Raw genomic sequence first — 25,239 nt, forward strand, 5'->3', positions numbered from 1 at the left:
CAGGTTGCGTCTGCCTTGATCCGGGCCCACCGCGGGATACCGGATCAGCAGGGATAAGACCTCAATAAGGAGCGAACCGATGAAAACCCAACGCAATCAGCGAAGGATCGTAGCCGCTGCGATATGCGCAGCGCTCACGCTCGGTCTGGCGGGTGGTGCGTCTGCACAGCAGGCAAGCGATACGACCGGCGGCACGACCACCGATCAAACCAGTGCGGGCAACGCCAATGGCGGCGGCTTGCCGCAAATCCAGCAGCAAGGCGACGTCTCGTTCGTATCGGGCGGCGTCGGTCTCGACGAATCGAAGGCATTGCAGCAGGCACAAAGCCAGTGGCCGCTGTCGCTGCGCTTCACGGGACCGGGTTCCGACTTTCTCGCCGACGTCCGCGTGCGCGTGGTCGACGCGCACAACGGCGAGGTGCTGAGCACCACGTCGCGTGGGCCGTACATGCTGGTGAAATTACGCCCCGGCCGCTACACGGTGCACGCGCAATACAAGGATCGCGACCAGTCCAAACCGGTGACGATCCCGGCCAAGGGCACCGCCAAGGCCGCGTTCTACTGGAACACGCAATAAGCGCGGCGCCGTTCTGCGCGGCGTTGTGGTCCACGCCGCACTCCGTGCAGGAAGGCCGCGCACTCGGCCGGACTTTGGCCGATAATGAAGCCACGGGCGTACCCCGTGGCTTTACTGTTTGCACGACCGCACACCATCACGGAGCCGAGACATGAGCGATGCCTTGACACCTCACGGGAGCCCCGGCGCGAGCACGGGCGGGCACATCATCGGAATCACCGGCAACAATCACCGGGTGCGCGTGATACATGGCGGCGTGACCATGGCCGATACGCAGGCGGGATTGACACTGTCGGAAACCGGTCTGCCGGATGTGTTCTATTTTCCGCGTTCGGACGTGAACATGGCCCGGCTCGAACGCTCGGAACACACTTCGCACTGTCCGTTCAAAGGCGTCGCGTCGTACTTCCATCTGCGCACGGAAGACGGCCTGGTCGAGAACGCCGTGTGGAGTTATGAAACGCCGCTCGAGTCGGCGATCCAGATCAAAGGGTATCTCGCGTTTTACGCATCGCGCGTCGACCGTATCGATCAGACGTCCTGATCCCGCTGTCGCGCGTTCATCGGGGAGGCTGCCATGGAACTGAACGACGCGTTACGGATTCCGCTTGCGCCGTCCGACGTTTGGGACGCGTTGCAAGACCTCGCGCTATTGCGCGCCAGCCTCGACAACTGTGAGTCGTTCACGCGGTTTGCGCACGGCGAATACGAACTGATCATGACGGTGCCGCTCGGTCCGCTGCGCGCGCGCTATCAGGCGCGTGCCCACGTGGCCGGCCAGGATTCCGGACCGGCGGACGCGCAACGCCGCACCATCAACTTCAAGGCCCGGGCCGAGGGCATCGGCGCATTGCGCGGACAGATCGAAGTGCGCTTGCGCGCGGACGAAAGCGCGCACGGCGCCGACAGGGAGCGTGGCACGCGGATCGACTACACGATCTGGGCGACCTCGTCCGGTCCGCTCGCCGAACTGCCGACGCGTCAACTCGAAAACGCATTGCATCAACTGGCCGACGACTTTTTCACCGAGTTCGACGCTGTCGTGCGAGCCAAGCATGGGCAAGGTCCGAACCGTGCGCGGGGCTCGGCGGTGCGCCGCCAGCATGTGTTCTTGCGACCGATCACGCTCGGCAGCATGGCGCGGCGCGTGCGTGCGGATCACGGCAATGCGCTGCCCGGGCGCGCGGCGAGCGCGTCGCACGGAGCCGCGCAAGGTGTGTCGCATGGGGTCCCGCATCACGAGCCTAGTCCGCACGCGGTCCCGAACTGGGCTTGGGCGGCGATGATCTTTCTGGTCGCGCTGCTGTTGTATGTGGCGCGCTGGATCAGCGAGCATTGATTTTCGTGATTTCGTCGTCAGGGCGCGTGCGTCGGCTTGCGCCGCTGTCGCGTCGATGCGACTACGAAATTCCGGTGGCTTGCTACGAAACGTCGTCGACTGAGCAGCGTCGCCCTCGCGCACTCACACGCCGCGAAACTCCCTACGCCATGCCGACGGCGACGTGCGGAACGCCTCCGTGAAATGTTGCCGTAACGAAGCGGTCGACCCGAAGCCCGCAATCCCCGCGATCGCTTCCACCGACTCGTCGGTACTCTCCAGCAATTGCTGCGCGCGAGCGAGCCGCTGCGCCAGCAGCCATGCGCCGACGGTCGTGCCGGTGGCGAGCCGGAAGCGTCGCGTGAAGGTGCGGCGGCTCATCAGCGCGCGCCCGGCCAGCGTGTCGAGCGTATGCGGCAACGCCAGATTGCCGCTCACCCAATCGAGCAGGCCCGACAGTCGGTCGCCGCGCACATTCGGCGGCAGCGGCTGCTGAACGTATTGCGCCTGATTGCCTTGCCGATGCGGCGGCACCACCAGCCGGCGTGCCACGTGATTCGCCACTTCGGCGCCGCACATCTTGCGCATCACATGCAGACAGCAGTCGAGGCCGGCGGCGGTGCCGGCCGAGGTCAGCACGTTGCCGTCGTCGACATAGAGCACGTCGGGGTCCAGGCGCACGCGCGGGTAGCGGCGCGCGAAGTCGTCGGCCCACGCCCAATGCGTCGAGGCCGGACGGCCGTCGAGGATGCCGGCGGCGGCTAGCACGAACGCGCCCAGACAGAGCCCGACCAGTTGCGCGCCGCGCGCATGGGCGGCGCGCAGCGCGTCGAGCAGCGCGGCGGGCGGCGTTTCGGCCGGGTCGCGCCAGCTCGGCACGATGATCGTGCCGGCATCGGCGAGCGCTTCGAGTCCATGCGTGACGGCGATCGAAAAGCCGGCGGTGGTGGTGAGCGCTCCCGTTTCGGCGGCGCAGACGCGAAAGTCGAAGTCCGGCACGCCGCTGCCGCTGCGGTCTTCGCCGAACACCACGCACGGCACCGAAAGATGGAACGGACTGATGCGGTCGAACGCGACCACCGCGACGACGTGGCGGGGCGGTTCGCCGCGTGCCGCGGCGGGGGAAGCGGTCGTGGCCATCGGTCACCTTGTGAAATACGACGATGGCCCGATTCTAGCGAATCTTGTCATTCGGGTCGCTGTCGTGAAGTGGGCCGCGGGCGAACAATGCAGTCATCGCCGTGACTCGTTCGGCGGCCAACCCGGATCAGTCCGGGCATCCAGCCATCCCCTTTACTCGAACCGAGGAGTCTTGCCATGACCACACCGCGCCGTGCGTTGATCGTCATCGATGTGCAAAACGAATACGTCACCGGCGACTTGCCGATCGAATACCCGGACGTGCAAAGCTCGCTCGCCAACGTCGGCCGCGCGATGGACGCGGCGCGGGCCGCCGGCGTGCCGGTGGTGGTCGTGCAGAACTTCGCGCCGGCCAGTTCGCCGTTGTTCGCGCGCGGCAGCCACGGCGCGGAGCTGCATCCGGTGGTAAGCGAGCGGGCTCGCGATCATTACGTGGAGAAATCCCTGCCGAGCGCTTTCACCGGCACCGATCTTGCTGATTGGCTCGCCGCGCGCCAGATCGACACGCTGACGGTCACCGGCTACATGACGCACAACTGCGACGCGTCCACCATCAACCACGCGGTTCACTCAGGGCTTGCGGTGGAATTTCTGCACGATGCGACGGGTTCGGTGCCGTATGAGAACAGCGCGGGTTTCGCCAGCGCGCAGGACATCCACCGGGTGTTCAGCGTGGTGCTGCAGTCGCGCTTCGCGGCGGTGGCGAGCACGGACGAGTGGATTGCGGCGGTGCAGAGCGGGGCGCCGCTGGAGCGCGGCAATATCTATGCGTCAAACCAGAAGGCGCGGGCCACGCGGGCCGCTGCGTAAAGAGGTGGCGGGCGGCGGTTGCGTCGAGTGGCTGCTGTATGACGATGCGGCCCGCGCCACTGCGCATAAAACAAAGGCGACCGGGCTGCCGATCCCGTCCGCCTTTATGCGTCAGCGTCCTCCGCAGACAGATTGCTAACCGCCGGATGTCCGCTCTGCATGCCCGTTGCGCAACGCCGGGCTCAGCTTCAGCGCGTCGAAGATGCCTTCGACCATCCGCACCGCATGGGCGCCGAAATCCGTGGCGTCGGGCAGGAACAGCATGTCGCGCAGCGAACCGCTGACAAACGCATGCACCATGGCCGCCGCCAGCTTCGTATCCAGCTCCGCGGGCAGTTGCCCTTTGGAGATGGCGTTGCGCAGACCGCCTTCGATTTTCTTGAGCCCTTCGCGCATGTTGGTCTGATAGCGGACCATCACCGGGCCCATTTCCTCGACCAGCTCGCATTTCAGAAACAGGATGTCGAACACACGCCGGCGACGCGGATCGTTGGCGGTGTCGCGCAAACAGACTGTGCAAATTTCCACCAGACGCCCAAGCGGATCAGGCTCGTTGGGATCTTGCGAGGCGGCTTTGAGTTCGTCCAGCGGCAGTAGCACGCGGTCGAACATTTCAGTGAACAGATCGCTTTTGTGTGCGAAGTGCCAGTAGATCGCACCGCGTGTGACACCGGCGGCCTGCGCGATGTCGGCGAGCGACGTGCGCGACACACCTTTCTCGAAGAAGACCCGTTCGGCCGCGTCGAGAATGCTGTTGCGCGTCTCCAGCGCCTCTTCTTTGGTTCTTCTGACCATGTTGGAATGACCTGCTCTGATTGTGGGGTTTTCCCGAGCGTTTTTAAGTACGCTCGATGACAATCCGTCTACCTTTGATCGATTTGCGAAGCGATCTTGCAAGCCCCCCGCCAGCAAGAGATATAAACGCACTTTTACATGCATTCGTGAATGTATATATAATAGCATCCCACGATCGGATAGCCCAAGCCGTGACGAAACGTTAATATCCGTCACTGTTGCCTTTCAAAACGCTCTTCGCGCCGTGCCCAGACGGGCGGCGCCGCGCGGCATTTCCCCGGTATGGCGCATTTCTCTCAGGATGCCCTGCAGGTCCGGTTTGCGTCCGCGGGTGTCCGGTCACGCGTCGCAAGACGCATGTGTGCGCTGTCATCCCCGGGGTAGGGATGCGCGCACTTTTTCATTCTCAGTCTTTGACAGAGGTCGCTCCATGCGCGTCGAACGGATTCCATTCCGCTTAATCAGTGCCGCGACGGCTGCCGTATTGCTGGCAGCGTGCGGACCAAAACAATCTGCCCCGCCGCAACAAACGCCCGAAGTTGGGGTTGTCACCGTCCAGCCGACGGCCGTGCCCGTCGTCACCGAACTGCCGGGCCGCACCAGTGCCTTCCTCGTCGCGCAAGTGCGCGCACGGGTCGACGGCATCGTGTTGCGCCGCGAGTTCACGGAAGGCAGCCAGGTCAAAGCGGGTCAACGTCTGTACAAGATCGATCCGGCACCGTACATCGCCACGCTGAATAACGCCAAGGCGACGCTGGCGAAGGCGCAGGCCAACCTCGTGTCGACCACCGCGCAGGCCAATCGCTTCAAGGTGCTGGTTGCCGCCAACGCGGTCAGCAAGCAGGACTACGACAACGCGGTGGCCTCGCAAGGCCAGGCCGCGGCTGACGTCGCCGCGGGCAAGGCGGCGGTCGACACGGCGCAGATCAATCTCGGCTATACGGATGTGGTGTCGCCGGTGAGCGGCCAGGTCGGTATCTCGCAGGTCACGCCGGGTGCTTACGTGCAAGCAAGCGCCGCCACATTGATGGCCACCGTGCAGACGCTGGATCCGGTCTATGTGGACCTGACGCAATCGAGCCTCGACGGACTGAAGTTGCGCCGCGACATGCAGGAAGGGCGCCTGAAGACCACGGGGCCGGACGCCGCCAAAGTGTCGCTGATTCTCGAAGACGGCCGCACCTATTCGGAGAAGGGCAAGCTGCAGTTCACCGACGTGACGGTCGACCAGGGCACCGGTTCGGTCACGGTGCGCGCGCTCTTCAAGAACGCGGACAACGTGCTGCTGCCGGGCATGTTCGTGCGCGCGCGCATTGAAGAAGGCGTCAATGACCACGCGCTCGTCGTGCCGCAAGTGGGCGTCACGCATGACCAGAAGGGTCAGCCGACCGCGCTGGTCGTCGGTAACGACAACAAGGTCGTGTTGCGTCAGCTGACCACCTCGGCCACGTACGGTTCGAACTGGGTGGTCGAAAGCGGCCTGAACCCGGGCGACCGCGTGATCGTGCAGGGCACCGACAAGGCGAAACCCGGCATGCAGGTCAAGGCCGTTGCCGCGCAACTTCCCGCCACCCCCGCTTCCGGCGCAGCTGCTCAGAACGCGCCGGCCGCCAGCGGTCCTGCGCAGACGGCACAGCCTGCCTCCGCCGCATCGGGCGCGTAATAACAGGGAGCCCGCCTCATGGCAAAGTTCTTCATTGATCGCCCGATTTTTGCATGGGTGATCGCCATCATTCTGATGCTCGCGGGTATCGCGTCGGTCTTCACGTTGCCGATCGCGCAGTATCCGACCATCGCACCGCCGGCCGTGCAGATCAGCGCAACGTACCCGGGCGCATCGGCGAAGACGGTGGAAAACACCGTCACGCAGGTGATCGAGCAGCAGATGAGTGGTCTCGACCACTTGCTGTATCTGTCGTCCACCTCGGACGACTCGGGTACGGCAACCATCACGCTGACGTTCGCGGCCGGCACCAATCCTGACATTGCGCAGGTGCAGGTGCAGAACAAGCTGCAGCTCGCCACGCCGCTGCTGCCGCAAGCCGTGCAGCAGTTGGGCACCAAGGTTACGAAGTCGAGCAGCAGCTTCCTGCTGGTCATGGCGTTCGTGTCCGAAGACGGCAGCATGAGCAAGTACGACCTGGCGAACTACGTCGCGTCGAACGTTCAGGATCCGGTCAGCCGTATCGACGGTGTGGGCACGGTGACGCTGTTCGGCTCGCAGTACGCCATGCGGATCTGGCTGGACGCGAACAAGCTGACCAACTTCGGCCTGACGCCGGTGGATGTGGAAGCCGCGCTGACGGCGCAGAACGTCCAGGTCGCGGGCGGCTCGCTCGGCGGCACGCCGTCGGTGCCGGGTCAGGTGCTGCAGGCCACCATCACGGAAGCCACGCTGCTCAACACGCCTGAACAGTTCGGCAACGTGCTGCTGAAGGTGAACCCGGACGGCTCGCAAGTCCGTATCAAGGACGTGGCGCACATCGAGCTGGGCGGCGAAAACTACAACTTCGACACCAAGTACAACGGCCAGCCGACGGCAGGCTTCGGCATTCAGCTCGCCACCGGCGCGAACGCGCTGGCCACCGCCAAGGCGGTACGCGCGAAGGTCGCCGAACTGTCGAAGTACTTCCCGCACGGTCTGGTGGTCCAGTATCCGTACGACACCACGCCGTTCGTGCGCCTGTCGATCGAAGAAGTGGTCAAGACGCTGCTCGAAGGTATCGTGCTGGTGTTCCTGGTCATGTACCTGTTCCTGCAGAACCTGCGCGCCACGCTGATCCCGACGATCGCGGTGCCGGTGGTGCTGCTGGGCACGTTCGCGATCATGGGTCTGGTGGGCTTCTCGATCAACACGCTGTCCATGTTCGGGCTCGTGCTAGCCATCGGCTTGCTGGTGGACGATGCGATCGTGGTGGTGGAAAACGTCGAGCGGGTGATGCAGGAGGAGGGTTTATCGCCTCGTGATGCAACCCGCAAGGCAATGGACCAGATTACCGGCGCGCTGGTCGGCGTGGCGCTCGTGCTGTCGGCGGTGTTCGTGCCGGTGGCGTTCTCGGGCGGTTCGGTCGGCGCAATTTACCGGCAGTTCTCGCTGACCATCGTGGCGGCCATGGTGCTGTCCGTGCTGGTCGCGTTGATTCTGACGCCGGCCTTGTGCGCGACGATCCTCAAGCCGATCGAAAAGGGCCACCAGGAAAAGACCACCGGTTTCTTCGGCTGGTTCAATCGCACCTTCAACAGGAGCCGCGACAAGTATCACTCGGGCGTGCACCACGTGATCAAGCGCTCGGGCCGTTGGCTGATCATCTATATGGTGGTGATCTTCGCGGTCGGTCTGCTGTTCGTGAAGTTGCCGAAGTCGTTCCTGCCTGACGAAGACCAGGGCACGATGTTCGTGCTGGTGCAAACGCCGTCGGGCTCGACCCAGGAAACCACGGCGCGCGCGCTGAAGGACGTTTCCGACTACCTGCTCAATACCGAGAAGAGCATCGTCGAATCGACCTTCACGGTGAACGGCTTCAGCTTCGCCGGTCGCGGCCAGAACGCGGGTCTCGTGTTCGTGCGGATGAAGGATTACTCGCAACGTCAGCACTCGGATCAGAAGGTGCAGGCGCTGGTGGGCCGTCTCTTCATGCACTTCGGCAGCTACAAGAACGCGCTGGTGTATCCGGTGAATCCGCCGTCGATTCCTGAACTCGGAACGGCCGCGGGCTTCGACTTCGAATTGCAGGATCGCGCGGGCATCGGTCACGAAAAGCTGATGGAAGCACGCAATATGTTGCTGGGCATGGCGGCGAAAGATCCGACGCTGGCACAAGTGCGTCCGAACGGCCTGAACGACACGCCGCAGTTCAAGGTGAACATCGACCACGAGAAGGCTTCGGCCCTCGGCGTGTCGCTGGCCGCGATCGACCAGACATTCTCGATCGCGTGGGCGTCGCAATACGTGAACAACTTCCTCGATACCGATGGCCGGATCAAGAAGGTGTATCTGCAAGGCGATGCTCCGTTCCGGATGAAGCCGGAAGACCTGAACGCGTGGTACGTGCGCAATACCGCGGGTGGCATGGTGCCGTTCTCGTCGTTCGCTAGCGGCACGTGGACCTACGGTTCGCCGAAGCTGGAACGCTACAACGGTATTTCCGCGGTGGAAATCCAGGGCGCGGCGGCACCGGGCAAGTCGACCGGTCAGGCCATGACCGCCATGGAAGCGCTCGTGGCGAAGCTGCCGGCGGGTGTCGGCTACGAATGGACGGGCCTGTCGTTGCAGGAACGCCAGTCCGGTTCGCAGGCGCCGATTCTGTACGGCATCTCGATCCTGGTCGTGTTCTTGTGTCTCGCGGCGCTGTATGAAAGCTGGTCGATCCCATTCTCGGTGATCATGGTGGTGCCGCTCGGCGTGATCGGCGCACTGCTGGCCGCTACGCTGCGCGGGCTCGAGAACGACGTGTTCTTCCAGGTGGGTCTGTTGACCACGGTGGGTCTGTCGGCGAAGAACGCGATTCTGATCGTGGAATTCGCCCGCGAGCTGCAGCAGGGTGAAGGCATGGGGCCGATCGAGGCCGCGCTGGAAGCAGCGCGTCTGCGGCTGCGCCCGATTCTGATGACCTCGCTCGCGTTCATTCTCGGCGTGATGCCGCTTGCCATCAGTAACGGCGCGGGTTCGGCCAGCCAGCACGCAATCGGTACGGGCGTGATCGGCGGGATGTTGACGGCGACCTTCCTCGCCATTTTCATGATCCCGATGTTCTTCGTCGTGATCCGCGCGAAATTCGGCGGTGAGAAGGAAGATCCGGATGAGGCGCTCGCACACTACAACCAGCACCATCCGCATGACGACCAGGGCGGCGGTTCTGCTGACGAAGGCTCGGGCAAGGACGGACATTGAGATGCAAAAACACTCTCTGATTGCAGTGGCGGTCGCGCTGTTCGCCGCGGGTTGCACGATGGCGCCGAAGTACGAGCGCCCGGCCGTGCCCACGACGAGCACCTTCCCGACCGGCGGCGTGTACGACACGCAACCGGGCGCGACCCAACCGGGCGCGAGCCAGTCGGACGCGACCCAGTCGGGCAACCAACCGCCCGGTGCGACAAATGCCGCGCGTAGCGCCAACGGCCAGGCCGCGGCGGATATCGGCTGGCGCGATTTCTTCGTCGATCCGCGCATGCAGCGGCTGATCGAAATCGCGCTGAAGAACAACCGCGATCTGCGCGTGTCGGTGCTGAACATGCAGGCGTCGGCGGCGCAGTTCCGAATCGTTCGCGCCGGTCTGCTGCCGACGCTCGACGCCGCCGCTTCGCAAAGCAAATCGCGTACGCCGAAAGACCTGTCGTTCTTCGACCAGACGATTACCAACTCGTATTCCGTCGGTCTGAACGCGTCGTGGGAAATCGACTTCTTCGGGCGGATTCAGAGCCTGAAGGATCAGGCGTTGGCGCAGTACCTGGCCACGGCTCAGGCGCGCAAGGCAGCGGAAATCTCGCTGGTCTCGCAGGTGGCGAACCAGTACATGACGGTGCTCGAGCTCGAAGATCTGTTGAAGGTCACGCAGAACACGCTGAGGACCTCGCAGGAATCGTATCGAATCGCCAAGCTGCAGTTCGACAACGGCACGGGTTCGGAACTGGATCTGCGTCAGTCGCAAACCGTGGTCGAGCAGGCTTTGGCCAACCTGCAGCAGCAGCAACGTCTGCGGGCTCAGGCGGATAACGCGCTCGTGCTGTTGATCGGTGAGCCGTTCCCGGACGATCTGCCGCCGGGCATGTCGCTGGACAACCAGAATCTCCTCACGGATATTCCGGCGGGTCTGCCGTCCGATCTGTTGACGCGTCGTCCGGACATCATGGAGGCCGAGGAGAATCTGCTGGCCGCCAACGCGAACATCGGCGCGGCGCGCGCGGCGTTCTTCCCGAAGGTCTCGCTGACGGGCAGCTTCGGTACGTTGAGCCCGACGCTCGGCGGTCTGTTCAAGCCGGGTTCGGCGGCGTGGAGCTTCGCGCCGTCGATCACGTTGCCGATCTTCGAGGGCGGACAGAATCTCGCCAACCTCGATCTCGCCAACATCCAGAAGAAAGTCCAGATCGCCACGTATGAAAAAGCGATCCAGTCGGCCTTCCGCGATGTGGCAGACGGACTGGCGGCACGCGGTACGTACGATCAGCAGATCGAGGCGCTGGAGCGCAATACCTTTGCGGAACAACGCCGGCTGGATCTGTCGAATCTGCGTTACACGAACGGCGTCGACAGTTATCTGGCGGTGTTGATCGCGCAGACCGATCTGTATCAGGCGCAGCAGTTGCTGGTGGTTGCCCGCATGGAACGTCTGCAGAACCTCGTGACGTTGTATCAGGCACTCGGCGGCGGCTGGATCGAACACAACGGAGAGCAGCCGCGTGCGGCCGACGCACCGGTCGACTACGGTGCGGCGAGCGCGCCGGTGGCGGCTTCGGCGGCCACGGCGGGTTAAGACGTGTCGTAGCTTCAGGTGCGTAGGGCGGTTTCAGTTTCAACGAAAACCGCCTTGTGCAGCCGGTCGTAAAAAAACGCCACGGCATGCCGTGGCGTTTTTTTTCGCAGCGCCGGCGCGATCTCTTTCGCGCGGGCGCCGAAGAGTTGCGTGCCGCTCAGTGCAGATCCGCTGCGCGCAACATCTCGTCGCCGCGCGGTTCGTTGCCGCCGCGTCCGTCGAAATCATGCCCTGCGCTGCGAATTTCGCACTGCGCCTTCTTCTCGCTCTTCACGCCGTTGAAGATCAGGTTAAGCACGACCGCCGACACCGAAGCCAGCAGAATCCCGCTATGCAACAGCGGCGAGAGCGCGGGCGGCAGCTTCGAGAAGAAGTGCGGCGACACCACCGGCACGAGACCCAGGCCGATACTGACCGCGACGATGAACAGGTTGTGGTGGTTCTTCACGAAGTCGACCTTCGACAGCACCTTGATGCCGTTGGCCGCGACCATGCCGAACATCACGATGCCCGCGCCGCCGAGCACGAACGCCGGCACCGAGGCGACCACTTGCGCCATCTTCGGAAACAGGCCCAGCAGCACCAGGATCACGCCGCCCATGGCGCAGACAAAGCGGCTCTTCACGCCGGTCACGCCGATCAGGCCGACGTTCTGCGAGAACGAGGTATGCGGGAACGAGTTGAAGATGCCGCCGATCAACGTGCCCAGGCCGTCGACGCGCAGACCGCGCACCAGCGTCTTCTGATCCACCGGACGGTCCACCATGTCGCCGACCGCGAGGAACATGCCGGTCGATTCGATGAAGGTGACGAACATCACGGTGACCATCGTCGCGATCGACAGCGGATCGAAGTGCGGCAGGCCGAAGTGGAACGGCATGACGAAGCCGACCCAAGGCGCGTGCGTCACGCCTTCCATGTTGACGCGCCCGAGCGCCAGCGCGATCACGAAGCCCGCGACGATACCGAGCAGCACGGAGATATTGGCGAGGAAGCCCTTGGCGAACTTGTTGATCAGCAGAATCAGCATCAGCACGATCAGCGAGAGGCCAAGATAGACCGGATTGCCGTAATCCGGATTGCCCACGCCGCCGGCCGCCCAGTTGATGCCGACTTCCATCAGCGACAAACCGATCACCGAGATCACCACGCCGATCACGACCGGCGGGAAAAAGCGCAGTAACTTGCCGACCGCGGGCGCGAGCAGAATGCCGACCACGCCCGCCGCGATCGTCGAGCCGAAGATGTCGAGAATACCGAGCGAGGGATTGGTGCCGATCGCGACCATCGGACCGACGGCCGCGAACGTGCAGCCCATGATGACCGGCAGACGAATGCCGAACATCCACAATCCGAGCGTCTGAATCAGCGTGGCGATGCCGCAGGAAAACAGATCGGCGCTGATCAGGAACGCGATCTGGTCTTTCGGCAGCTTGAGCGCCGCGCCGATGATCAGCGGCACCGCGACTGCGCCGGCATACATCACCAGAACGTGCTGAATGCCGAGCGTGAGCAACTGGCCTGCGGGCAGTCGCTCGTCGCACGGGTGAACCGTGTTCGATTGCATATCGTCTGTCTCCACCATCTGGTATTTGGGATGGCTCCAAGGTATCGGGGACGAAAAAGCACAACAAGACCACTGGGGCCTATTCCGGCATTCCCGGTAACGATATGCGTGCGGGCCGTTTGAAAGCCAAAAGAAATGTGCGCACCACGTCCATCGGCGGACAGCCCCTTGCAGTGGCGATGTAAGGCTGTGCGGCGCGCGAATCCAGCTTGACGCGATATGTGTGAGAATCGATGAGGTGTATCTCGCTCACCGCATAGTCCTGTTTTGATGTGGCTCGCGGCGCGAGCGGGTTAACCCGCGATTCGCGATTTTTGGCGTGCGCTTGGGCGCGGTTCCCAAGCGCTGCGCCGGGCGCGGACAAATACGCTTTTCGGACAGCTTTCGCCTGGTCATACCATCCTCAATTTGACGCTCTATCGCCCATGAGTTTTCTCGGCATCGACCTCGGCACCGGTTCCCTCAAAGTAGCAATCGTCGACGAAAACGGTCGCGAGCAGGCGGTGGCGAGCGTCGCTTATCCAATCGAAACGCCGCATGCGGGTTGGGCGGAGACCTCGGTGCAAACATGGTGGCGCGCGCTATGCGAAGCCGCCGCGCGTTTGCCTGATGGAATGCGACGCGGCGTACGGGCCATCGGCTTTTCCGGACAGATGCACGGCGTCGTGCTGATCGACGCAGCGGGCGAGGCCGTGCGGCCCGCCATGCTATGGCCCGACACGCGCGCGCTCGCCTTGCTCGACGCGTGGCCCGAGCCGCAACCGAATCCGGTTGCGCCGGGCATGGCCGGTCCGCTGCTGCGCTGGATCGTGTTGCATGAACCGCAGTCCGCGAGCCGCACGCGCTGGGCGCTGCAACCGAAAGACTGGCTGCGCGTTGCGTTAGGCGGCGCGGTGGTGACCGATCCGTCCGACGCCTGCGCAACCGCGCTCGCCGATCCAGCGGGCGTGTGGGACGAGGCGCTGCTCGCGCGGCTCGAAATTCCCCATGAGTGGTTCGCGCCGCTGGCGCCATCCTATGCCGCGGGCGGCGTGTTGTCGCAGGTGGCGGCGCAGGCGCTGGGTTTGCGCGCCGGCATCGTGCTTGCGACCGGCGCTGCCGATACGCCTTGCGCCGCACTCGGCAGTGGCCTCGCGCACGATGGCGACGCGTTGCTCACCACCGGCACTGGCGGACAGATCGTCGTGCTGGCCGAGCAGGCGCCCGCGGCGGTCAAGGGCTTGCATCGCTATCGGGCGGCGAGCGATCACTGGTATCGGATGGCGGCGATGCAGAACGTCGGCATCGCGCTCGAACGTGCGCGCGGGTGGCTGTCGTATGAGTGGGCTGACGCGTATCAGGACGCATTCGGCGATGCATCTGCGGCATCCGGCCTCACGTTCTTGCCGTATCTCACGGGCGAACGTACGCCCTGGCTCAATCCGATGGCGCGCGGCGGCTGGCTCGGCCTTGCCCTCGATCACACGCGCGGGACGATGATGCGCGCCGCGTTCGAAGGCGTCGCGTTTTCGCTGCGCGCCGGCCTCGACGCGGTTCGCGCGAGCGGCGCGACGGTAACGGCATTGAAGCTGGCAGGAGGCGGTTCCGTCGACGCCCGCTGGCGTCAGTTGCTCGCCGATGCGCTGAACGCCGAGTTGCATGCGGTAGATTGTCCGAACGCGGCGCCGCGTGGCGCGGCCATTCTCGGCGGCCTTGCGAGCGGACACTGGCACGCGCGCGATCTCGCCGCGCTCGCGCCGGGAGCGACGCGCGTCGCCGGTCCGCAAGGCGACGCGGCGCTCGCCGAGCGCTACGCGCGTTTTCTCGATCTCTACGGACGAGTCGAGACCTGGTTCGCCGACACGTCGTCGCGGTAAGCGAAGCCATGTCAGGCTCAGACAATGCCTTGACGCACTTTGCAATACCATGACGTTTTTCGCCCGCTAACGTATGACCCGGCGTACTGCGCCGATTGACAATGACGCGCCTCATTGAGGCACGCGAATCAACCGCAGCACCGAATCGCAACACATGCGCGCCGCACCTTGGTCCGCCGCGACGCGCTTTGCATTGACAGACTCACAGGAGCATTCACGATGAAGACCAAAGCAGCAATCGCATGGAAAGCCGGCGCGCCGTTGACGATCGAAGAAGTGGACCTCGAAGGTCCGCGCGCCGGTGAAGTCCTGATCGAAGTGAAGGCCACGGGCATCTGCCACACCGACTACTACACGCTGTCGGGCGCTGATCCCGAAGGCATTTTTCCGGCGATTCTCGGCCACGAAGGCGCGGGGGTGATCGTCGATACCGGTCCTGGCGTCGGCACGTTGAAGAAGGGCGATCACGTCATTCCGCTTTACACGCCGGAATGCCGTCAGTGCAAATTCTGTCTGTCGCGCAAGACCAATCTTTGTCAGGCAATCCGTTCGACGCAAGGCAAGGGTTTGATGCCCGACTCGACCTCGCGCTTTTCGCTGGACGGCAAGCCGCTGTTTCACTACATGGGCACGTCCACGTTTTCGAACTACATCGTCGTGCCGGAAATCGCGGTCGCGAAGGTGCGTGAAGACGCGCCGTTCGACAAGATCTGTTACATCGGCTGCGGCGTGACAACGGGCGTCGGCGCTGTCGTGTATTCGGCGAAGGTCGAAGCGGGCGCGAACGTCGTGGTGTTCGGCCTTGGCGGCATCGGCCTGAATGTGATCCAGGGTGCGAAGATGGTGGGCGCGGACAAGATCATCGGCGTCGACATCAATCCGGGCCGCGTCGAACTGGCGAAGAAATTCGGCATGACGCACTTCATCAACCCGAACGAAGTCGAGAACGTGGTCGATCACATCGTGCAGTTGACCGATGGCGGCGCGGACTATTCGTTCGAGTGCATCGGCAACACGAAGGTGATGCGTCAGGCGCTGGAGTGCACGCACAAGGGCTGGGGCCAGTCGTTCATCATCGGCGTGGCGGCGGCGGGCGAGGAGATCAGCACGCGTCCGTTCCAGCTGGTGACGGGCCGCGAGTGGAAGGGCTCGGCGTTCGGTGGCGCACGCGGGCGCACGGACGTGCCGAAGATCGTCGAATGGTACATGGAAGGCAAGATCAATATCGACGATCTGATCACGCACCGTCTGCCGCTCGAGCGCATCAACGAAGGCTTCGATCTGATGAAGAAGGGCGAGTCGATCCGCTCGGTCGTGCTCTACTAATGCGGCACAGCGAGGAGCATGGCAATGCTTGAACTTCTGTCGTCGCACGCCTGTCATGGCGGGGAGCAGCGCATCTATCGGCACGACTCGCAGACCATCGGTCTGCCGATGCGCTTCTCCATCTACCTGCCGCCGCAGGCCTTGCAGCCCAACGCGAACGTGCCCGCGCTGTTCTATCTTGCGGGTCTCACGTGCACGGAAGAGACCTTTCCGGTCAAAGCCGGCGCGCAGCGCTTCGCGGCGCGGCACGGCATTGCGCTGATCGCGCCGGATACCAGCCCGCGCGGTGCGGGCGTGCCGGGCGAAAGCGCGGCGTGGGACTTCGGCGTGGGCGCGGGATTTTACGTCGACGCCACACAGCAGCCGTGGGCGCAGCACTACCGGATGTACTCGTATGTGCGGGACGAACTGCGCGAAACGGTGCTCGCGAATCTGCCGGTGGACGGCGCGCGCTTGGGCATCTTCGGGCATTCGATGGGTGGTCACGGCGCGTTGATGCTGGCGCTGCGCAATCCGGAGATTTATCGGTCGGTGTCGGCGTTCGCGCCGATTGCCGCGCCCTCACAATGCCCGTGGGGCGTGAAGGCGTTCGGCGGCTATCTGGGCGAAGACCGCGAAGCGTGGAAGCAGTACGACGCGAGCGAACTGGTCGCGCATGTGTCGCGCAAGTTTTCGGCGGGGATTCTGGTCGATCAGGGGCTCGCGGATCAGTTCCTCGCGGAGCAACTGAATCCCGACGTGTTCGAAGCCGCCTGCAAAGCCGCGGGTCAGCCGTTGACGCTACGCCGTCATGCAGGCTACGACCACGGCTATTACTTCATCTCGACGTTCATCGAGGATCATCTCGCGCATCACGCGAAGGTGCTGCTGGGCTGAAGTCTCACAGGACGATGGCGGTGTGCAGATGCGATGCCGTCATCGTCCCTGAAGATTCAATGCCGTTTCAACAAACTCCCGCCATACACCACCGCCGACAGCACGGTGATCCAGAAGCTCGTCGGCCAATCGGTGTAGAAGGCGAGCGTCAGACCGAGCCATGCCTGCAGCAGCGCGAACACAGCGGCGAGCACAAGGCCCGCTGACAACCGCGTCGTCATGTTTTGCGCGGCGGCGGCCGGGCCGACCATCAGCGTGAACACCAGCAACACGCCGACGATCTGCGTACATGCCGCCACGGCCAGCGCGGCAATCGCGAGAAAAAGCACGGACACGAGGCGTAACGAGACGCCCTTGGCTTCGGCCAGCTCCGGCTGCAACGAGGCGAACAGCAGCGGCCGCATGATCGCCGCGAGCGCCAGCAGACTCACGACCCCCAGACCTGCCAGCACACCGAGCGTCGATGCATTCACGCCGAGCACGTTACCGAACAGCAGCGCGGTGACCTGGGTCGCGTACGCGGTGAAGAAATGTAGAAACAGCAAGCCGAAGCCGAGCGACAGCGAGAGGATCACGCCGATCGCCACATCGCGTCCGGCGAGGCGCTCACCGAGTGCGCCCATGCCGACGCCCGCCGCGAGCGTGAAGCCGATCATCCCCCAGATCGGCGAGATGCCGATCAGCACCGCGCCGGTTGCGCCGGTGAAGCCGACGTGCGAAAGCGCGTGGCCCGCGAAGGTCTGTCCGCGCATCACCAGAAAATAACCCACCACGCCGGCCAGCACCGCGACGATCCCGGACGCCGCGAATGCGTTCACCATGAAATCGTATTCAAACATCGTGCGTGTGTCCGTCGCGTGAGTCGTGCTGATGTGAGTGGCCATGCGACTGTGAATGCGAGTGGCTGTGGCCGCCGTTTTCGTCGTGTTCGTGCTCGTGATCGTGCTTTTCCACTTCGACGTCGCCCGACATCACGAAGATGCGGCCATTTACGCGCATGACGTCGATCGGCGAGCCGTACAGGCGCGACAGGACCGGCCGGGTGATTACTTCGTCGACGGTGCCGAGCGCCGCCACGCCGCTGCCGAGATACAGCACGCGGTCGAGCGCATGCAGCAGCGGGTTCAGTTCATGCGCCGAAAACAGCACGGCGATGCCGAGCTCCTGCTGCACACGCCGCACGAGTTCGACCACGCTCTTTTGATGATGCGGGTCGAGACTGATCAGCGGTTCGTCGAGCAGCAGCAGCTTCGGGTTGCCGAGCAGGCATTGCGCGAGCAACAGCCGCTGACGCTCGCCGCCCGATAATTCCGACAACGGCCGCTCGGCCAGCTTGCGGCCGCCCACCAGATCGAGCACGCGCTCGACATCGGCGCGCGTGGCCGCGTCTGCATGCGGCAAGCCCCAACGATGACCGTCGGCGGCCATCGCGACGAAATCGCGGCCACGCACGCGGCGTCCGGCCAGGGCACTACGCGTCTGCGGCATATAGCCGATCGACGCATTGCCGCGCTCGACCGGTTGTCCCAGCACGCGGATCGCGCCCTGGGCGGCGGGCACGAGACCGAGCACGGCGCGCATCAGCGTCGTCTTGCCCGCGCCGTTCGGCCCGAGCACGCCGATGAATTCGCCCTGGTTCACCACGAAGCCGGTGTCGCGCAAAATCGTGCGATCGCCGAGTTCGAGCGTCACGTGCTCCAGTTCGAGCACGGGTGCGGTGCTGGGCACACGCGCTGGCGCGCTGCGGCCAGTCTGAGTCATTGGGTTTTTCCTTTCGCGCCTGAAGCCGCGGCCGCATTTGCGCCGTTCGCATCGCCCGCGGCCAGCGCTGTGCCCAGCGCGTCGAGCTGCGTCAGCATCCACGTCTGATAGGTCTTGCCTGCCGGTTCGGTCTCGGTGACGCTCATGGTCGGCACCTTCGATTGCTGCGCGAGCTTCAACATGCGTTTGGTCAAGGCCTCGGTTGCCTGGCTGTTATAGATCAGAACACGGACGCGCTTTTCGCGCAGATCGCGTTCGAACGCGGCGATATCGGCCGCGCTGGCTTCAGTGTCGTTCATGGTGGCGAGCTGGAAGCGCAGATTGCGCATCGTCAGGCCCACCGCGTCGGACATGTAGCCGAATACCGGCTCGGTGGCCGTGACCGGCGCGCCCGCGTAGCGGCCATGCAGCTCGGCGACCTTGGCGTCGACCGGTTTCAGCGAATCGAGAAACTTCGCGAGGTTCGCATCGTACGCCGACTTGTGCGCCGGGTCAGCCGCGACGAGCGCCTCGCTCACCGCGCGAGCCACTTTCGGCATGGTCGCCGGGTCGTACCAGAGGTGCGGATTGTCGCCGCTCTTCTTGCCGGTGAGATCGGCCGCGACGATCGTGACGCGCTTCGAGCCCTTCGACGCCGCCAGCAATTTTGCCATCCACGGATCGTAGTCGGCGCCGTTGTAGACCACAAGACTCGCATGCTGCAACGCACGCGCCGTCTTCGGGCTGGCTTCGAACAGATGCGGGTCCTGGTCCGGATTGCTGAGAATGCTCGTCACGTCGACGCGATCGCCGCCGAGTTGCTGCACCACGTCGCCGTAAAAATTCTCCGCCGCGACCACCGGAATTCTGGCATCCGCGGCCATCGCGCCCTGGCCGAACGCGAGCACGGCGGCGCTCACGGCGAGGTACTTCGACAGCTTCAGCGCACGCTGCGCGCCGTTCAACATCGAGCCGAAATTCTTCATTGTTGTGTCCTGCTGCGTGAGAGTTGAAAGAATCACCAATGTTAGGAAGGGTGCGCCGGCTCTACGCCGGCTTTGTGCCGGCGCAAGCACCCGCAGGCTGCGCGGCGCGGGCACACAGCGCGCACAGACCGCTCAGTTCGACCACCTGCCGATGCACTTCGAAACCATGTGCCGGTGCGCTATGCGACAACTGTTCGGCGAGGTCGTCGCCGGGGATCTCGACGGTCGCGCCGCAGCCGTCGCACATCAGAAACTGGCTGCGATGCGGCACGCCGACTTCGCAGCAGGCCACGAACGCGTTCTTCGACTCGATCCGATGGACGAAGCCATGCGCGAGCAGAAAGTCCAGCGCGCGGTACACGGTCGTCGGCGGCACACGGCCGCGTTCCGGCTCGAGCGCATCAAGCAGTTCGTAAGCGCCGATCGGCCGTTCGCTGGCAACGATCGCCGCATATACCTGTCGACGCAGCGGCGTGAGCGCGAGTCCGTGCAACGCGGCATGCGCTTGCGCATGCGCGAGCCGCACGGCATGGTGTTCTGCAATCAAGGTGGCCATCGGCGGATGCTCCTGACGAAATGACGATCAAGCGAAATAGCAATCGGGCGGCTTCAAGGCGGCGCGAGGTCGAAATGATATAACGTATCTCAAATTTTTGTCAGAGTGACGAGCAGAAAGCAAATTGGCTGTCTTCGATTTCTCGTATTAGTGTTGTTCGAGGCAGGTGAGGGGTGCGCATGTCCTGCCGCGCTGCACCATCGAAATCTGCTCGGGCGCCTTGACATGACCCGGTACGTATCCGATCATTCGATCACTAACAGAGCAATTGTTCGCGCAATGAGCGTTCGCTCACCGCGCCTCAAGAAGCAAAACGAACCGGAGACGAGCAGTGGCGGCACGATTGCAAGACAAGGTGGCCATCCTGACGGGCGCGGCAAGCGGAATCGGTGAAGCCGTGGCCCGCCGGTATCTGGACGAAGGCGCGCGCTGCGTGCTCGTCGATGTGAAGCCGGCGGACAGTTTCGGCGACACATTGCGCACCGCCTACGGCGAGCGCGTGCTGACCGTGAGCGCCGACGTCACGCGCCGCGACGATATTCAGCGCATCGTGGCGAGCACGCTGGAGCGCTTCGGCCAGATCGACATTCTCTTCAACAACGCGGCGCTCTTCGACATGCGCCCGATCCTCGACGAATCCTGGGACGTGTTCGACCGCCTCTTCGCGGTCAATGTGAAGGGCATGTTCTTCCTGATGCAAGCCGTTGCGCAAAAGATGGTCGAGCAGGGCCATGGCGGCAAGATCATCAATATGTCATCGCAAGCCGGCCGGCGCGGCGAAGCGCTCGTGTCGCACTACTGCGCGACCAAGGCGGCTGTGCTGAGCTACACGCAATCCGCGGCATTGGCGCTCGCGCCGCACAAGATCAATGTGAACGGCATCGCGCCGGGCGTCGTCGATACGCCGATGTGGAACGAAGTCGACGCGCTCTTCGCCCGCTATGAAAACCGGCCGCTCGGCGAGAAGAAACGCCTTGTCGGCGAAGCGGTGCCGCTCGGCCGCATGGGTGTGCCGGACGATCTGACCGGCGCCGCCCTGTTTCTCGCCTCGGCGGACGCCGACTACATCACCGCGCAAACCCTGAACGTCGACGGCGGCAACTGGATGAGCTGAGTCCGCGCCGTTCATCGTCATTTTCGTAGAAGAAACGCTGCACTACATAACGTACGAGAAAGGAGACAACACATGAAGCCAGTCCTCAAATCCACGCTAAAGGCGGTCAGTGCCGGCGCTGTCGCGTGCTTTGCATTGAACGCGTCAGCGGCCACGGTGACGATCGCCACGCTGAACAATCCGGACATGATCGAGCTGAAGAAGCTCTCGCCTGAATTCGAAAAGGCGAATCCGGACATTAAACTGAACTGGGTGATTCTCGAAGAAAACGTGCTGCGTCAGCGCGCCACCACCGACATCACGACCGGCAGCGGCCAGTTCGACGTGATGACGATCGGCGCGTACGAAACGCCGCAATGGGGCAAGCGCGGCTGGCTCACGCCGCTCACCAACCTGCCCGCCGACTACGATCTGAACGACGTCGTGAAGACGGCCCGCGACGGCCTCTCGAGTGGCGGCCAGCTGTACGCGCTGCCGTTCTACGTCGAAAGCTCGATGACGTATTACCGCAAGGACCTGTTCGCGGCCAAGGGTCTGAAGATGCCCGATCAGCCGACCTACGACCAGATCGCGCAATTCGCCGACAAGCTCACCGACAAGGCCAACGGCATCTACGGCATCTGTCTGCGCGGCAAGGCGGGCTGGGGCGAGAACATGGCCTACGGCACGACGGTGGTGAACACCTTCGGTGGCCGCTGGTTCGACGAGAAGTGGAACGCGCAGCTCACCTCGCCGGAATGGAAGAAGGCGATGACCTTCTATATCGATTTGCTGAAGAAGGATGGCCCTCCGGGAGCGAGCTCGAACGGCTTCAACGAAAACCTCACACTGATGTCCTCCGGCAAGTGCGGCATGTGGATCGACGCCACGGTTGCCGCCGGCATCCTTTACAACAAGCAGCAATCGCAGATCGCCGACAAGGTCGGTTTCGCCGCGGCGCCGATTGCGGTCACGCCGAAGGGTTCGCATTGGCTGTGGGCCTGGGCGCTGGCGATTCCGAAGTCGTCGAAGCAGCCTGACGCGGCGAAGAAGTTCATCACGTGGGCCACGTCGAAGCAATACATCGAAATGGTCGCGAAGGACGAAGGCTGGGCCTCGGTGCCGCCAGGAACGCGTAAATCCACGTACGCGCGCCCGGAGTACAAGCAGGCAGCGCCATTCGGCGACTTCGTGCTGAAGGCGATCGAAACGGCGGATCCGGATCATCCGACGCTCAAGCCGGTGCCGTACACCGGTGTGCAGTTCGTCGGGATTCCTGAGTTCCAGTCGTTCGGTACCGTGGTCGGTCAGAGCATCTCCGGCGCGATTGCCGGTCAGATGACGATCGATCAGGCGCTGGCAGCCGGTAACGCCACCGCGGATCGCGCGGTGAAGCAGGCCGGCTACCAGAAGTAAGCCACGGTAGTCATGTGGCACGCGCCGGCTGACGCCCGTCAGCCGGCTCACGCAGCACAGCGGGCCGTCCCCGCAGCGCATGCGCCGCGACATCGTGAAGTGTCGCCGCGGCGTTCATGCGGTTTCGGGCGGCGGTCCGCGCATTACCGAACAGGTGGTCAATCATGCGTCCTCTGCGCCTACCTATCATGCATGCCCATCCCCAGACAGAAAAAGAACGCGAAACCCGCAAAGCCAATTCCGCCCGCTGGCTAGTCTCGCCGTCGGTCGCGGTACTTGTGCTGTGGATGGCGATTCCGCTCGCGATGACGATCTGGTTTTCGTTCTCGCGCTACAACCTGCTGAATCCGGATCTGAAAGGCTTCGCGGGTTTCGACAACTATAAATACCTTGCCAGCGATCCGTCGTTCGGCCCTTCGATCGGTCACACGCTCGAACTGATCATCTCGGTCCTCGTGATCACGGTGGTCGGCGGCGTGCTGATGGCGATTCTGTTCGACCGCAAGTTCTACGGCCAGGGGATCGCGCGGCTGCTCGCCATCGCGCCGTTCTTCGTGATGCCGACCGTGAGCGCATTGATCTGGAAGAACATGATCCTGCATCCGGTGTATGGCCTGATCGCGCAGGGCATGCGCGCCATGGGCATGACGCCGATCGACTGGTTCGCGCAATATCCGCTGACGGCGGTGATCATGATCGTCGCGTGGCAGTGGCTGCCGTTTGCTTTCCTGATTCTGTTCACGGCGATCCAGTCGCTCGATCAGGAGCAGAAAGAGGCGGCGCGTATCGACGGCGCGGGTCCGTTCTCGATGTTCTTCTACATCACGCTGCCTCACCTGAAACGGGCGATCGCGGTGGTGGTGATGATGGAGACGATTTTCCTGCTGTCGATCTTCGCCGAAATCTATACGACCACGGGCGGCGGTCCGGGCACCGCGACCACCAATCTGTCGTACCTGATCTATTCGCTGGGCCTGCAACAGTTCGACGTCGGTCTCGCGTCGGCGGGCGGCATTCTCGCTGTCGTGCTGGCCAATATCGTGTCGTTCTTCCTCGTGCGGATGCTCGCGAAGAACCTGAAAGGGGAGTACGAAAAATGAGCCAAGTTGCCTCTACCCCGGTGTCGACCTCGGCTGCCATGACCGTGCCGGCGAAGTCGCCGTTCGCCGCGATTCGCCGCGGCATTCCCGGCGTGATCGCCTGGCTCGTGGCCTTGCTGCTGTTCTTCCCGATCTTCTGGATGACGATCACCGCATTCAAGACGGAGCAGCAGGCCTATTCGTCGTCGCTGTTTTTCATCCCGACGTTCGATAGCTTCCGCGAGGTGTTCGCGCGCAGCAATTACTTTTCGTTCGCGTTGAATTCGGTGCTGATCTCGGCGGGCGTGACGATTCTGTGCCTGATTCTCGCCGTGCCGGCCGCTTATGCGATGGCGTTCTTCCCGACCCGCCGCACGCAGAAAGTGCTGCTGTGGATGCTGTCGACCAAGATGATGCCGTCGGTCGGCGTGCTGGTGCCGATCTATCTGCTGTGGAAAAACAGCGGGTTGCTGGATTCGGTGTCGGGTCTCGTGATCGTCTACACGCTGATCAATCTGCCGATTGCGGTGTGGATGTCGTTCACGTACTTCGCCGAAATTCCGCGTGACATTCTCGAAGCCGGGCGGATCGACGGCGCGGCGACGTGGCAGGAAATCGTCTATCTGCTGATGCCCATGTCGCTGCCGGGTCTGGCCTCCACTGCGCTGTTGCTCGTGATCCTGTCGTGGAACGAAGCGTTCTGGAGCATCAACCTGTCGAGTTCGAATGCCGCGCCGCTGACGGTGTTCATCGCGTCATATTCGAGTCCTGAGGGTCTCTTCTGGGCCAAGCTGTCCGCCGCTTCGCTGCTGGCGGTCGCGCCGATCCTGATCGTCGGCTGGCTGTCGCAGAAGCAACTGGTGCGCGGCCTTACCTTCGGGGCGGTCAAATGACGGCAGGCACGAGCGCAAGCACGCTCGCCGCCAATTTCGCATTGATCTGCGATTGCGACGGCGTGCTGATCGACAGCGAAGCCGTGGCGGCGCGCATGCTGGTGCACGAACTCGAAGCGCGTTGGCCGAACACCGACGTCGAACCGGTGGTGCTGCCGCTGCTCGGACTGCGCATCGAGAAAGTGCTGCAAGGCACCGCGGCGCAACTCGGCAAAAGCCTCAGCGCCGACGATATCGATGCGATCCGCGGCGCGGTGGAAGCAGCGGCGATGCAGGCGCCGACGGTCGAAGGCATCGAAGCCGCGCTGGCACAGGTGCCGCTCACCAAAGGCTGCGCGAGCAACAGCTTTCGCCCGTATGTGGAAACGGTGCTGGCGCGCACAGGCCTCGTGAGGTTTTTCGGCGACCGCCTGTTCTGCGCCGATGCGGTGCCGAATCCGAAGCCTGCGCCCGACGTCTATCTGGCGGCGGCCAAGGGTCTCGGACTCGCGCCCTCGGCGTGCCTCGTGGTGGAGGACAGCGTTACCGGCGTGACGGCGGCGAGCGCGGCGGGCATGACGGTGCTCGGCTTCATCGGCGGCGGTCATGCGAGCGATGCGCAGATCGACAAGCTGCATGCAGCTGGCGCGCGTCACGTATTCGACGACATGCAGCAGTTGCCGGAACTGGTCGCGCAATGGACGCTGAGTGCGACGGCGGCCGCGCCGTAAGCGCGGCATCGCAAAGCGAATCAACGTAGCC

22 protein-coding genes are annotated in these 25,239 nt (G+C 63.7%); 15 read left to right on the top strand and 7 right to left on the bottom strand.

The window, feature by feature from the left end; translation table 11 throughout:
• Positions 1 to 79: 79 nt before the first annotated feature.
• The 3 genes from RI103_RS03370 to RI103_RS03380 all read left to right on the top strand — a co-directional run bounded on the left by RI103_RS03370 (position 80) and on the right by RI103_RS03380 (position 1,916).
• The gene (locus RI103_RS03370) at positions 80 to 577 is read left to right on the top strand and encodes a carboxypeptidase regulatory-like domain-containing protein (protein WP_310814007.1); all 498 of its coding nucleotides are present in this window, start codon (positions 80 to 82) and stop codon (positions 575 to 577) included.
• Between the two features lie 151 nt (positions 578 to 728).
• On the top strand, positions 729 to 1,121 hold the full coding sequence (locus tag RI103_RS03375) for a DUF427 domain-containing protein (protein ID WP_310814008.1): 393 nt from the start codon (positions 729 to 731) through the stop codon (positions 1,119 to 1,121).
• A gap of 33 nt (positions 1,122 to 1,154) precedes the next feature.
• Entirely contained in the window at positions 1,155 to 1,916 is a 762-nt protein-coding gene (locus RI103_RS03380) for an SRPBCC domain-containing protein (RefSeq protein ID WP_310814009.1), read from the top strand.
• Positions 1,917 to 2,039: 123 nt separating this feature from the next.
• Here the strand turns inward: RI103_RS03380 and RI103_RS03385 are convergent, their stop codons facing one another.
• Positions 2,040 to 3,035 carry a helix-turn-helix domain-containing protein gene (locus tag RI103_RS03385; protein WP_310814010.1) on the bottom strand — a complete coding sequence of 332 codons (996 nt, stop codon included), beginning with the start codon at positions 3,033 to 3,035 and terminating at the stop codon, positions 2,040 to 2,042.
• 177 nt (positions 3,036 to 3,212) lie between these two features.
• Here RI103_RS03385 and RI103_RS03390 point away from each other — a divergent pair, with 177 nt between their 5' ends.
• Positions 3,213 to 3,845 carry a cysteine hydrolase family protein gene (locus RI103_RS03390; protein WP_310814011.1) on the top strand — a complete coding sequence of 211 codons (633 nt, stop codon included), beginning with the start codon at positions 3,213 to 3,215 and terminating at the stop codon, positions 3,843 to 3,845.
• Between the two features lie 135 nt (positions 3,846 to 3,980).
• On the opposite strand, the gene RI103_RS03395 is transcribed toward RI103_RS03390, so the two are convergent.
• Positions 3,981 to 4,640 carry a TetR family transcriptional regulator gene (locus RI103_RS03395; protein WP_310815162.1) on the bottom strand — a complete coding sequence of 220 codons (660 nt, stop codon included), beginning with the start codon at positions 4,638 to 4,640 and terminating at the stop codon, positions 3,981 to 3,983.
• A gap of 430 nt (positions 4,641 to 5,070) precedes the next feature.
• On the opposite strand from RI103_RS03395, the gene RI103_RS03400 reads away from it, so the two are divergent.
• From RI103_RS03400 to RI103_RS03410, 3 genes are read left to right on the top strand one after another with little or no spacing between them, the layout of a single operon-like run.
• Positions 5,071 to 6,303: an efflux RND transporter periplasmic adaptor subunit gene (locus tag RI103_RS03400; RefSeq protein ID WP_310814012.1), complete on the top strand. Its 1,233-nt coding sequence runs from the start codon at positions 5,071 to 5,073 to the stop codon at positions 6,301 to 6,303.
• A gap of 18 nt (positions 6,304 to 6,321) precedes the next feature.
• Positions 6,322 to 9,531 carry an efflux RND transporter permease subunit gene (locus tag RI103_RS03405; protein WP_310814013.1) on the top strand — a complete coding sequence of 1,070 codons (3,210 nt, stop codon included), beginning with the start codon at positions 6,322 to 6,324 and terminating at the stop codon, positions 9,529 to 9,531.
• Between the two features lies 1 nt (position 9,532).
• A complete protein-coding gene (locus tag RI103_RS03410) occupies positions 9,533 to 11,110 on the top strand; it encodes an efflux transporter outer membrane subunit (protein WP_310814014.1) in 1,578 nt (525 codons plus the stop codon).
• 157 nt (positions 11,111 to 11,267) lie between these two features.
• Here the strand turns inward: RI103_RS03410 and RI103_RS03415 are convergent, their stop codons facing one another.
• The gene (locus RI103_RS03415; protein WP_310814015.1) at positions 11,268 to 12,677 is read right to left on the bottom strand and encodes a nucleobase:cation symporter-2 family protein; all 1,410 of its coding nucleotides are present in this window, start codon (positions 12,675 to 12,677) and stop codon (positions 11,268 to 11,270) included.
• A 425-nt stretch (positions 12,678 to 13,102) separates the two neighbouring features.
• On the opposite strand from RI103_RS03415, the gene RI103_RS03420 reads away from it, so the two are divergent.
• The 3 genes from RI103_RS03420 (at position 13,103) to fghA (ending at position 16,735) form a co-directional block, all read left to right on the top strand.
• Complete coding sequence (locus RI103_RS03420) at positions 13,103 to 14,533, top strand: FGGY family carbohydrate kinase (RefSeq protein WP_310814016.1); 1,431 nt, start codon at positions 13,103 to 13,105, stop codon at positions 14,531 to 14,533.
• Between the two features lie 219 nt (positions 14,534 to 14,752).
• Positions 14,753 to 15,859 (top strand): S-(hydroxymethyl)glutathione dehydrogenase/class III alcohol dehydrogenase, encoded by a 1,107-nt coding sequence (locus RI103_RS03425; RefSeq protein ID WP_310814017.1) that lies wholly within the window; start codon positions 14,753 to 14,755, stop codon positions 15,857 to 15,859.
• Positions 15,860 to 15,883: 24 nt separating this feature from the next.
• Positions 15,884 to 16,735 carry an S-formylglutathione hydrolase gene (fghA, locus tag RI103_RS03430; protein WP_310814018.1) on the top strand — a complete coding sequence of 284 codons (852 nt, stop codon included), beginning with the start codon at positions 15,884 to 15,886 and terminating at the stop codon, positions 16,733 to 16,735.
• A gap of 56 nt (positions 16,736 to 16,791) precedes the next feature.
• Here fghA and RI103_RS03435 read toward each other — a convergent pair whose 3' ends face one another.
• The 4 genes from RI103_RS03435 to RI103_RS03450 all read right to left on the bottom strand — a co-directional run bounded on the left by RI103_RS03435 (position 16,792) and on the right by RI103_RS03450 (position 20,017).
• On the bottom strand, positions 16,792 to 17,574 hold the full coding sequence (locus tag RI103_RS03435) for a metal ABC transporter permease (RefSeq protein ID WP_310814019.1): 783 nt from the start codon (positions 17,572 to 17,574) through the stop codon (positions 16,792 to 16,794).
• Positions 17,567 to 18,496, bottom strand: coding sequence for an ABC transporter ATP-binding protein (locus RI103_RS03440; RefSeq protein WP_310814020.1), 930 nt, complete (start codon positions 18,494 to 18,496; stop codon positions 17,567 to 17,569). The genes RI103_RS03435 and RI103_RS03440 overlap by 8 nt, the downstream gene beginning before the upstream one ends.
• Positions 18,493 to 19,461 carry a metal ABC transporter solute-binding protein gene (locus tag RI103_RS03445; protein WP_310814021.1) on the bottom strand — a complete coding sequence of 323 codons (969 nt, stop codon included), beginning with the start codon at positions 19,459 to 19,461 and terminating at the stop codon, positions 18,493 to 18,495. Before RI103_RS03445 ends, RI103_RS03440 begins: the two co-directional genes overlap by 4 nt.
• Positions 19,462 to 19,522: 61 nt before the next feature.
• Positions 19,523 to 20,017: a Fur family transcriptional regulator gene (locus RI103_RS03450; RefSeq protein WP_310814022.1), complete on the bottom strand. Its 495-nt coding sequence runs from the start codon at positions 20,015 to 20,017 to the stop codon at positions 19,523 to 19,525.
• 331 nt (positions 20,018 to 20,348) lie between these two features.
• Between RI103_RS03450 and RI103_RS03455 the strand changes: the two genes are divergently transcribed.
• From RI103_RS03455 to RI103_RS03475, 5 genes are all read left to right on the top strand, one after another.
• Positions 20,349 to 21,131, top strand: coding sequence for an L-iditol 2-dehydrogenase (locus RI103_RS03455; protein ID WP_310814023.1), 783 nt, complete (start codon positions 20,349 to 20,351; stop codon positions 21,129 to 21,131).
• Positions 21,132 to 21,203: 72 nt separating this feature from the next.
• On the top strand, positions 21,204 to 22,526 hold the full coding sequence (locus tag RI103_RS03460) for a sugar ABC transporter substrate-binding protein (protein ID WP_310814024.1): 1,323 nt from the start codon (positions 21,204 to 21,206) through the stop codon (positions 22,524 to 22,526).
• A gap of 164 nt (positions 22,527 to 22,690) precedes the next feature.
• The gene (locus RI103_RS03465) at positions 22,691 to 23,626 is read left to right on the top strand and encodes a sugar ABC transporter permease (protein WP_310814025.1); all 936 of its coding nucleotides are present in this window, start codon (positions 22,691 to 22,693) and stop codon (positions 23,624 to 23,626) included.
• 38 nt (positions 23,627 to 23,664) lie between these two features.
• Positions 23,665 to 24,498, top strand: a complete 834-nt coding sequence (locus RI103_RS03470; RefSeq protein WP_310815164.1) for a carbohydrate ABC transporter permease — start codon at positions 23,665 to 23,667, stop codon at positions 24,496 to 24,498.
• Positions 24,495 to 25,208, top strand: a complete 714-nt coding sequence (locus RI103_RS03475; RefSeq protein ID WP_310814027.1) for an HAD family phosphatase — start codon at positions 24,495 to 24,497, stop codon at positions 25,206 to 25,208. The genes RI103_RS03470 and RI103_RS03475 overlap by 4 nt, the downstream gene beginning before the upstream one ends.
• The last annotated feature ends 31 nt before the right edge of the window (positions 25,209 to 25,239 follow it).

Source organism: Paraburkholderia sp. FT54, from assembly GCF_031585635.1.
Taxonomy (GTDB): Bacteria; Pseudomonadota; Gammaproteobacteria; order Burkholderiales; family Burkholderiaceae; genus Paraburkholderia.

What these genes read in the sequence shown, in the direction of transcription:
- RI103_RS03370 (WP_310814007.1), top strand. Translation starts at nt 80, where the DNA reads ATGAAAACCCAACGCAATCAGCGAAGGATCGTAGCCGCTGCGATATGC.
- RI103_RS03375 (WP_310814008.1), top strand. Translation starts at nt 729, where the DNA reads ATGAGCGATGCCTTGACACCTCACGGGAGCCCCGGCGCGAGCACGGGC.
- RI103_RS03380 (WP_310814009.1), top strand. Translation starts at nt 1,155, where the DNA reads ATGGAACTGAACGACGCGTTACGGATTCCGCTTGCGCCGTCCGACGTT.
- RI103_RS03385 (WP_310814010.1), bottom strand. Translation starts at nt 3,035, where the DNA reads ATGGCCACGACCGCTTCCCCCGCCGCGGCACGCGGCGAACCGCCCCGC.
- RI103_RS03390 (WP_310814011.1), top strand. Translation starts at nt 3,213, where the DNA reads ATGACCACACCGCGCCGTGCGTTGATCGTCATCGATGTGCAAAACGAA.
- RI103_RS03395 (WP_310815162.1), bottom strand. Translation starts at nt 4,640, where the DNA reads ATGGTCAGAAGAACCAAAGAAGAGGCGCTGGAGACGCGCAACAGCATT.
- RI103_RS03400 (WP_310814012.1), top strand. Translation starts at nt 5,071, where the DNA reads ATGCGCGTCGAACGGATTCCATTCCGCTTAATCAGTGCCGCGACGGCT.
- RI103_RS03405 (WP_310814013.1), top strand. Translation starts at nt 6,322, where the DNA reads ATGGCAAAGTTCTTCATTGATCGCCCGATTTTTGCATGGGTGATCGCC.
- RI103_RS03410 (WP_310814014.1), top strand. Translation starts at nt 9,533, where the DNA reads ATGCAAAAACACTCTCTGATTGCAGTGGCGGTCGCGCTGTTCGCCGCG.
- RI103_RS03415 (WP_310814015.1), bottom strand. Translation starts at nt 12,677, where the DNA reads ATGCAATCGAACACGGTTCACCCGTGCGACGAGCGACTGCCCGCAGGC.
- RI103_RS03420 (WP_310814016.1), top strand. Translation starts at nt 13,103, where the DNA reads ATGAGTTTTCTCGGCATCGACCTCGGCACCGGTTCCCTCAAAGTAGCA.
- RI103_RS03425 (WP_310814017.1), top strand. Translation starts at nt 14,753, where the DNA reads ATGAAGACCAAAGCAGCAATCGCATGGAAAGCCGGCGCGCCGTTGACG.
- fghA (WP_310814018.1), top strand. Translation starts at nt 15,884, where the DNA reads ATGCTTGAACTTCTGTCGTCGCACGCCTGTCATGGCGGGGAGCAGCGC.
- RI103_RS03435 (WP_310814019.1), bottom strand. Translation starts at nt 17,574, where the DNA reads ATGTTTGAATACGATTTCATGGTGAACGCATTCGCGGCGTCCGGGATC.
- RI103_RS03440 (WP_310814020.1), bottom strand. Translation starts at nt 18,496, where the DNA reads ATGACTCAGACTGGCCGCAGCGCGCCAGCGCGTGTGCCCAGCACCGCA.
- RI103_RS03445 (WP_310814021.1), bottom strand. Translation starts at nt 19,461, where the DNA reads ATGAAGAATTTCGGCTCGATGTTGAACGGCGCGCAGCGTGCGCTGAAG.
- RI103_RS03450 (WP_310814022.1), bottom strand. Translation starts at nt 20,017, where the DNA reads ATGGCCACCTTGATTGCAGAACACCATGCCGTGCGGCTCGCGCATGCG.
- RI103_RS03460 (WP_310814024.1), top strand. Translation starts at nt 21,204, where the DNA reads ATGAAGCCAGTCCTCAAATCCACGCTAAAGGCGGTCAGTGCCGGCGCT.
- RI103_RS03465 (WP_310814025.1), top strand. Translation starts at nt 22,691, where the DNA reads ATGCGTCCTCTGCGCCTACCTATCATGCATGCCCATCCCCAGACAGAA.
- RI103_RS03470 (WP_310815164.1), top strand. Translation starts at nt 23,665, where the DNA reads ATGACCGTGCCGGCGAAGTCGCCGTTCGCCGCGATTCGCCGCGGCATT.
- RI103_RS03475 (WP_310814027.1), top strand. Translation starts at nt 24,495, where the DNA reads ATGACGGCAGGCACGAGCGCAAGCACGCTCGCCGCCAATTTCGCATTG.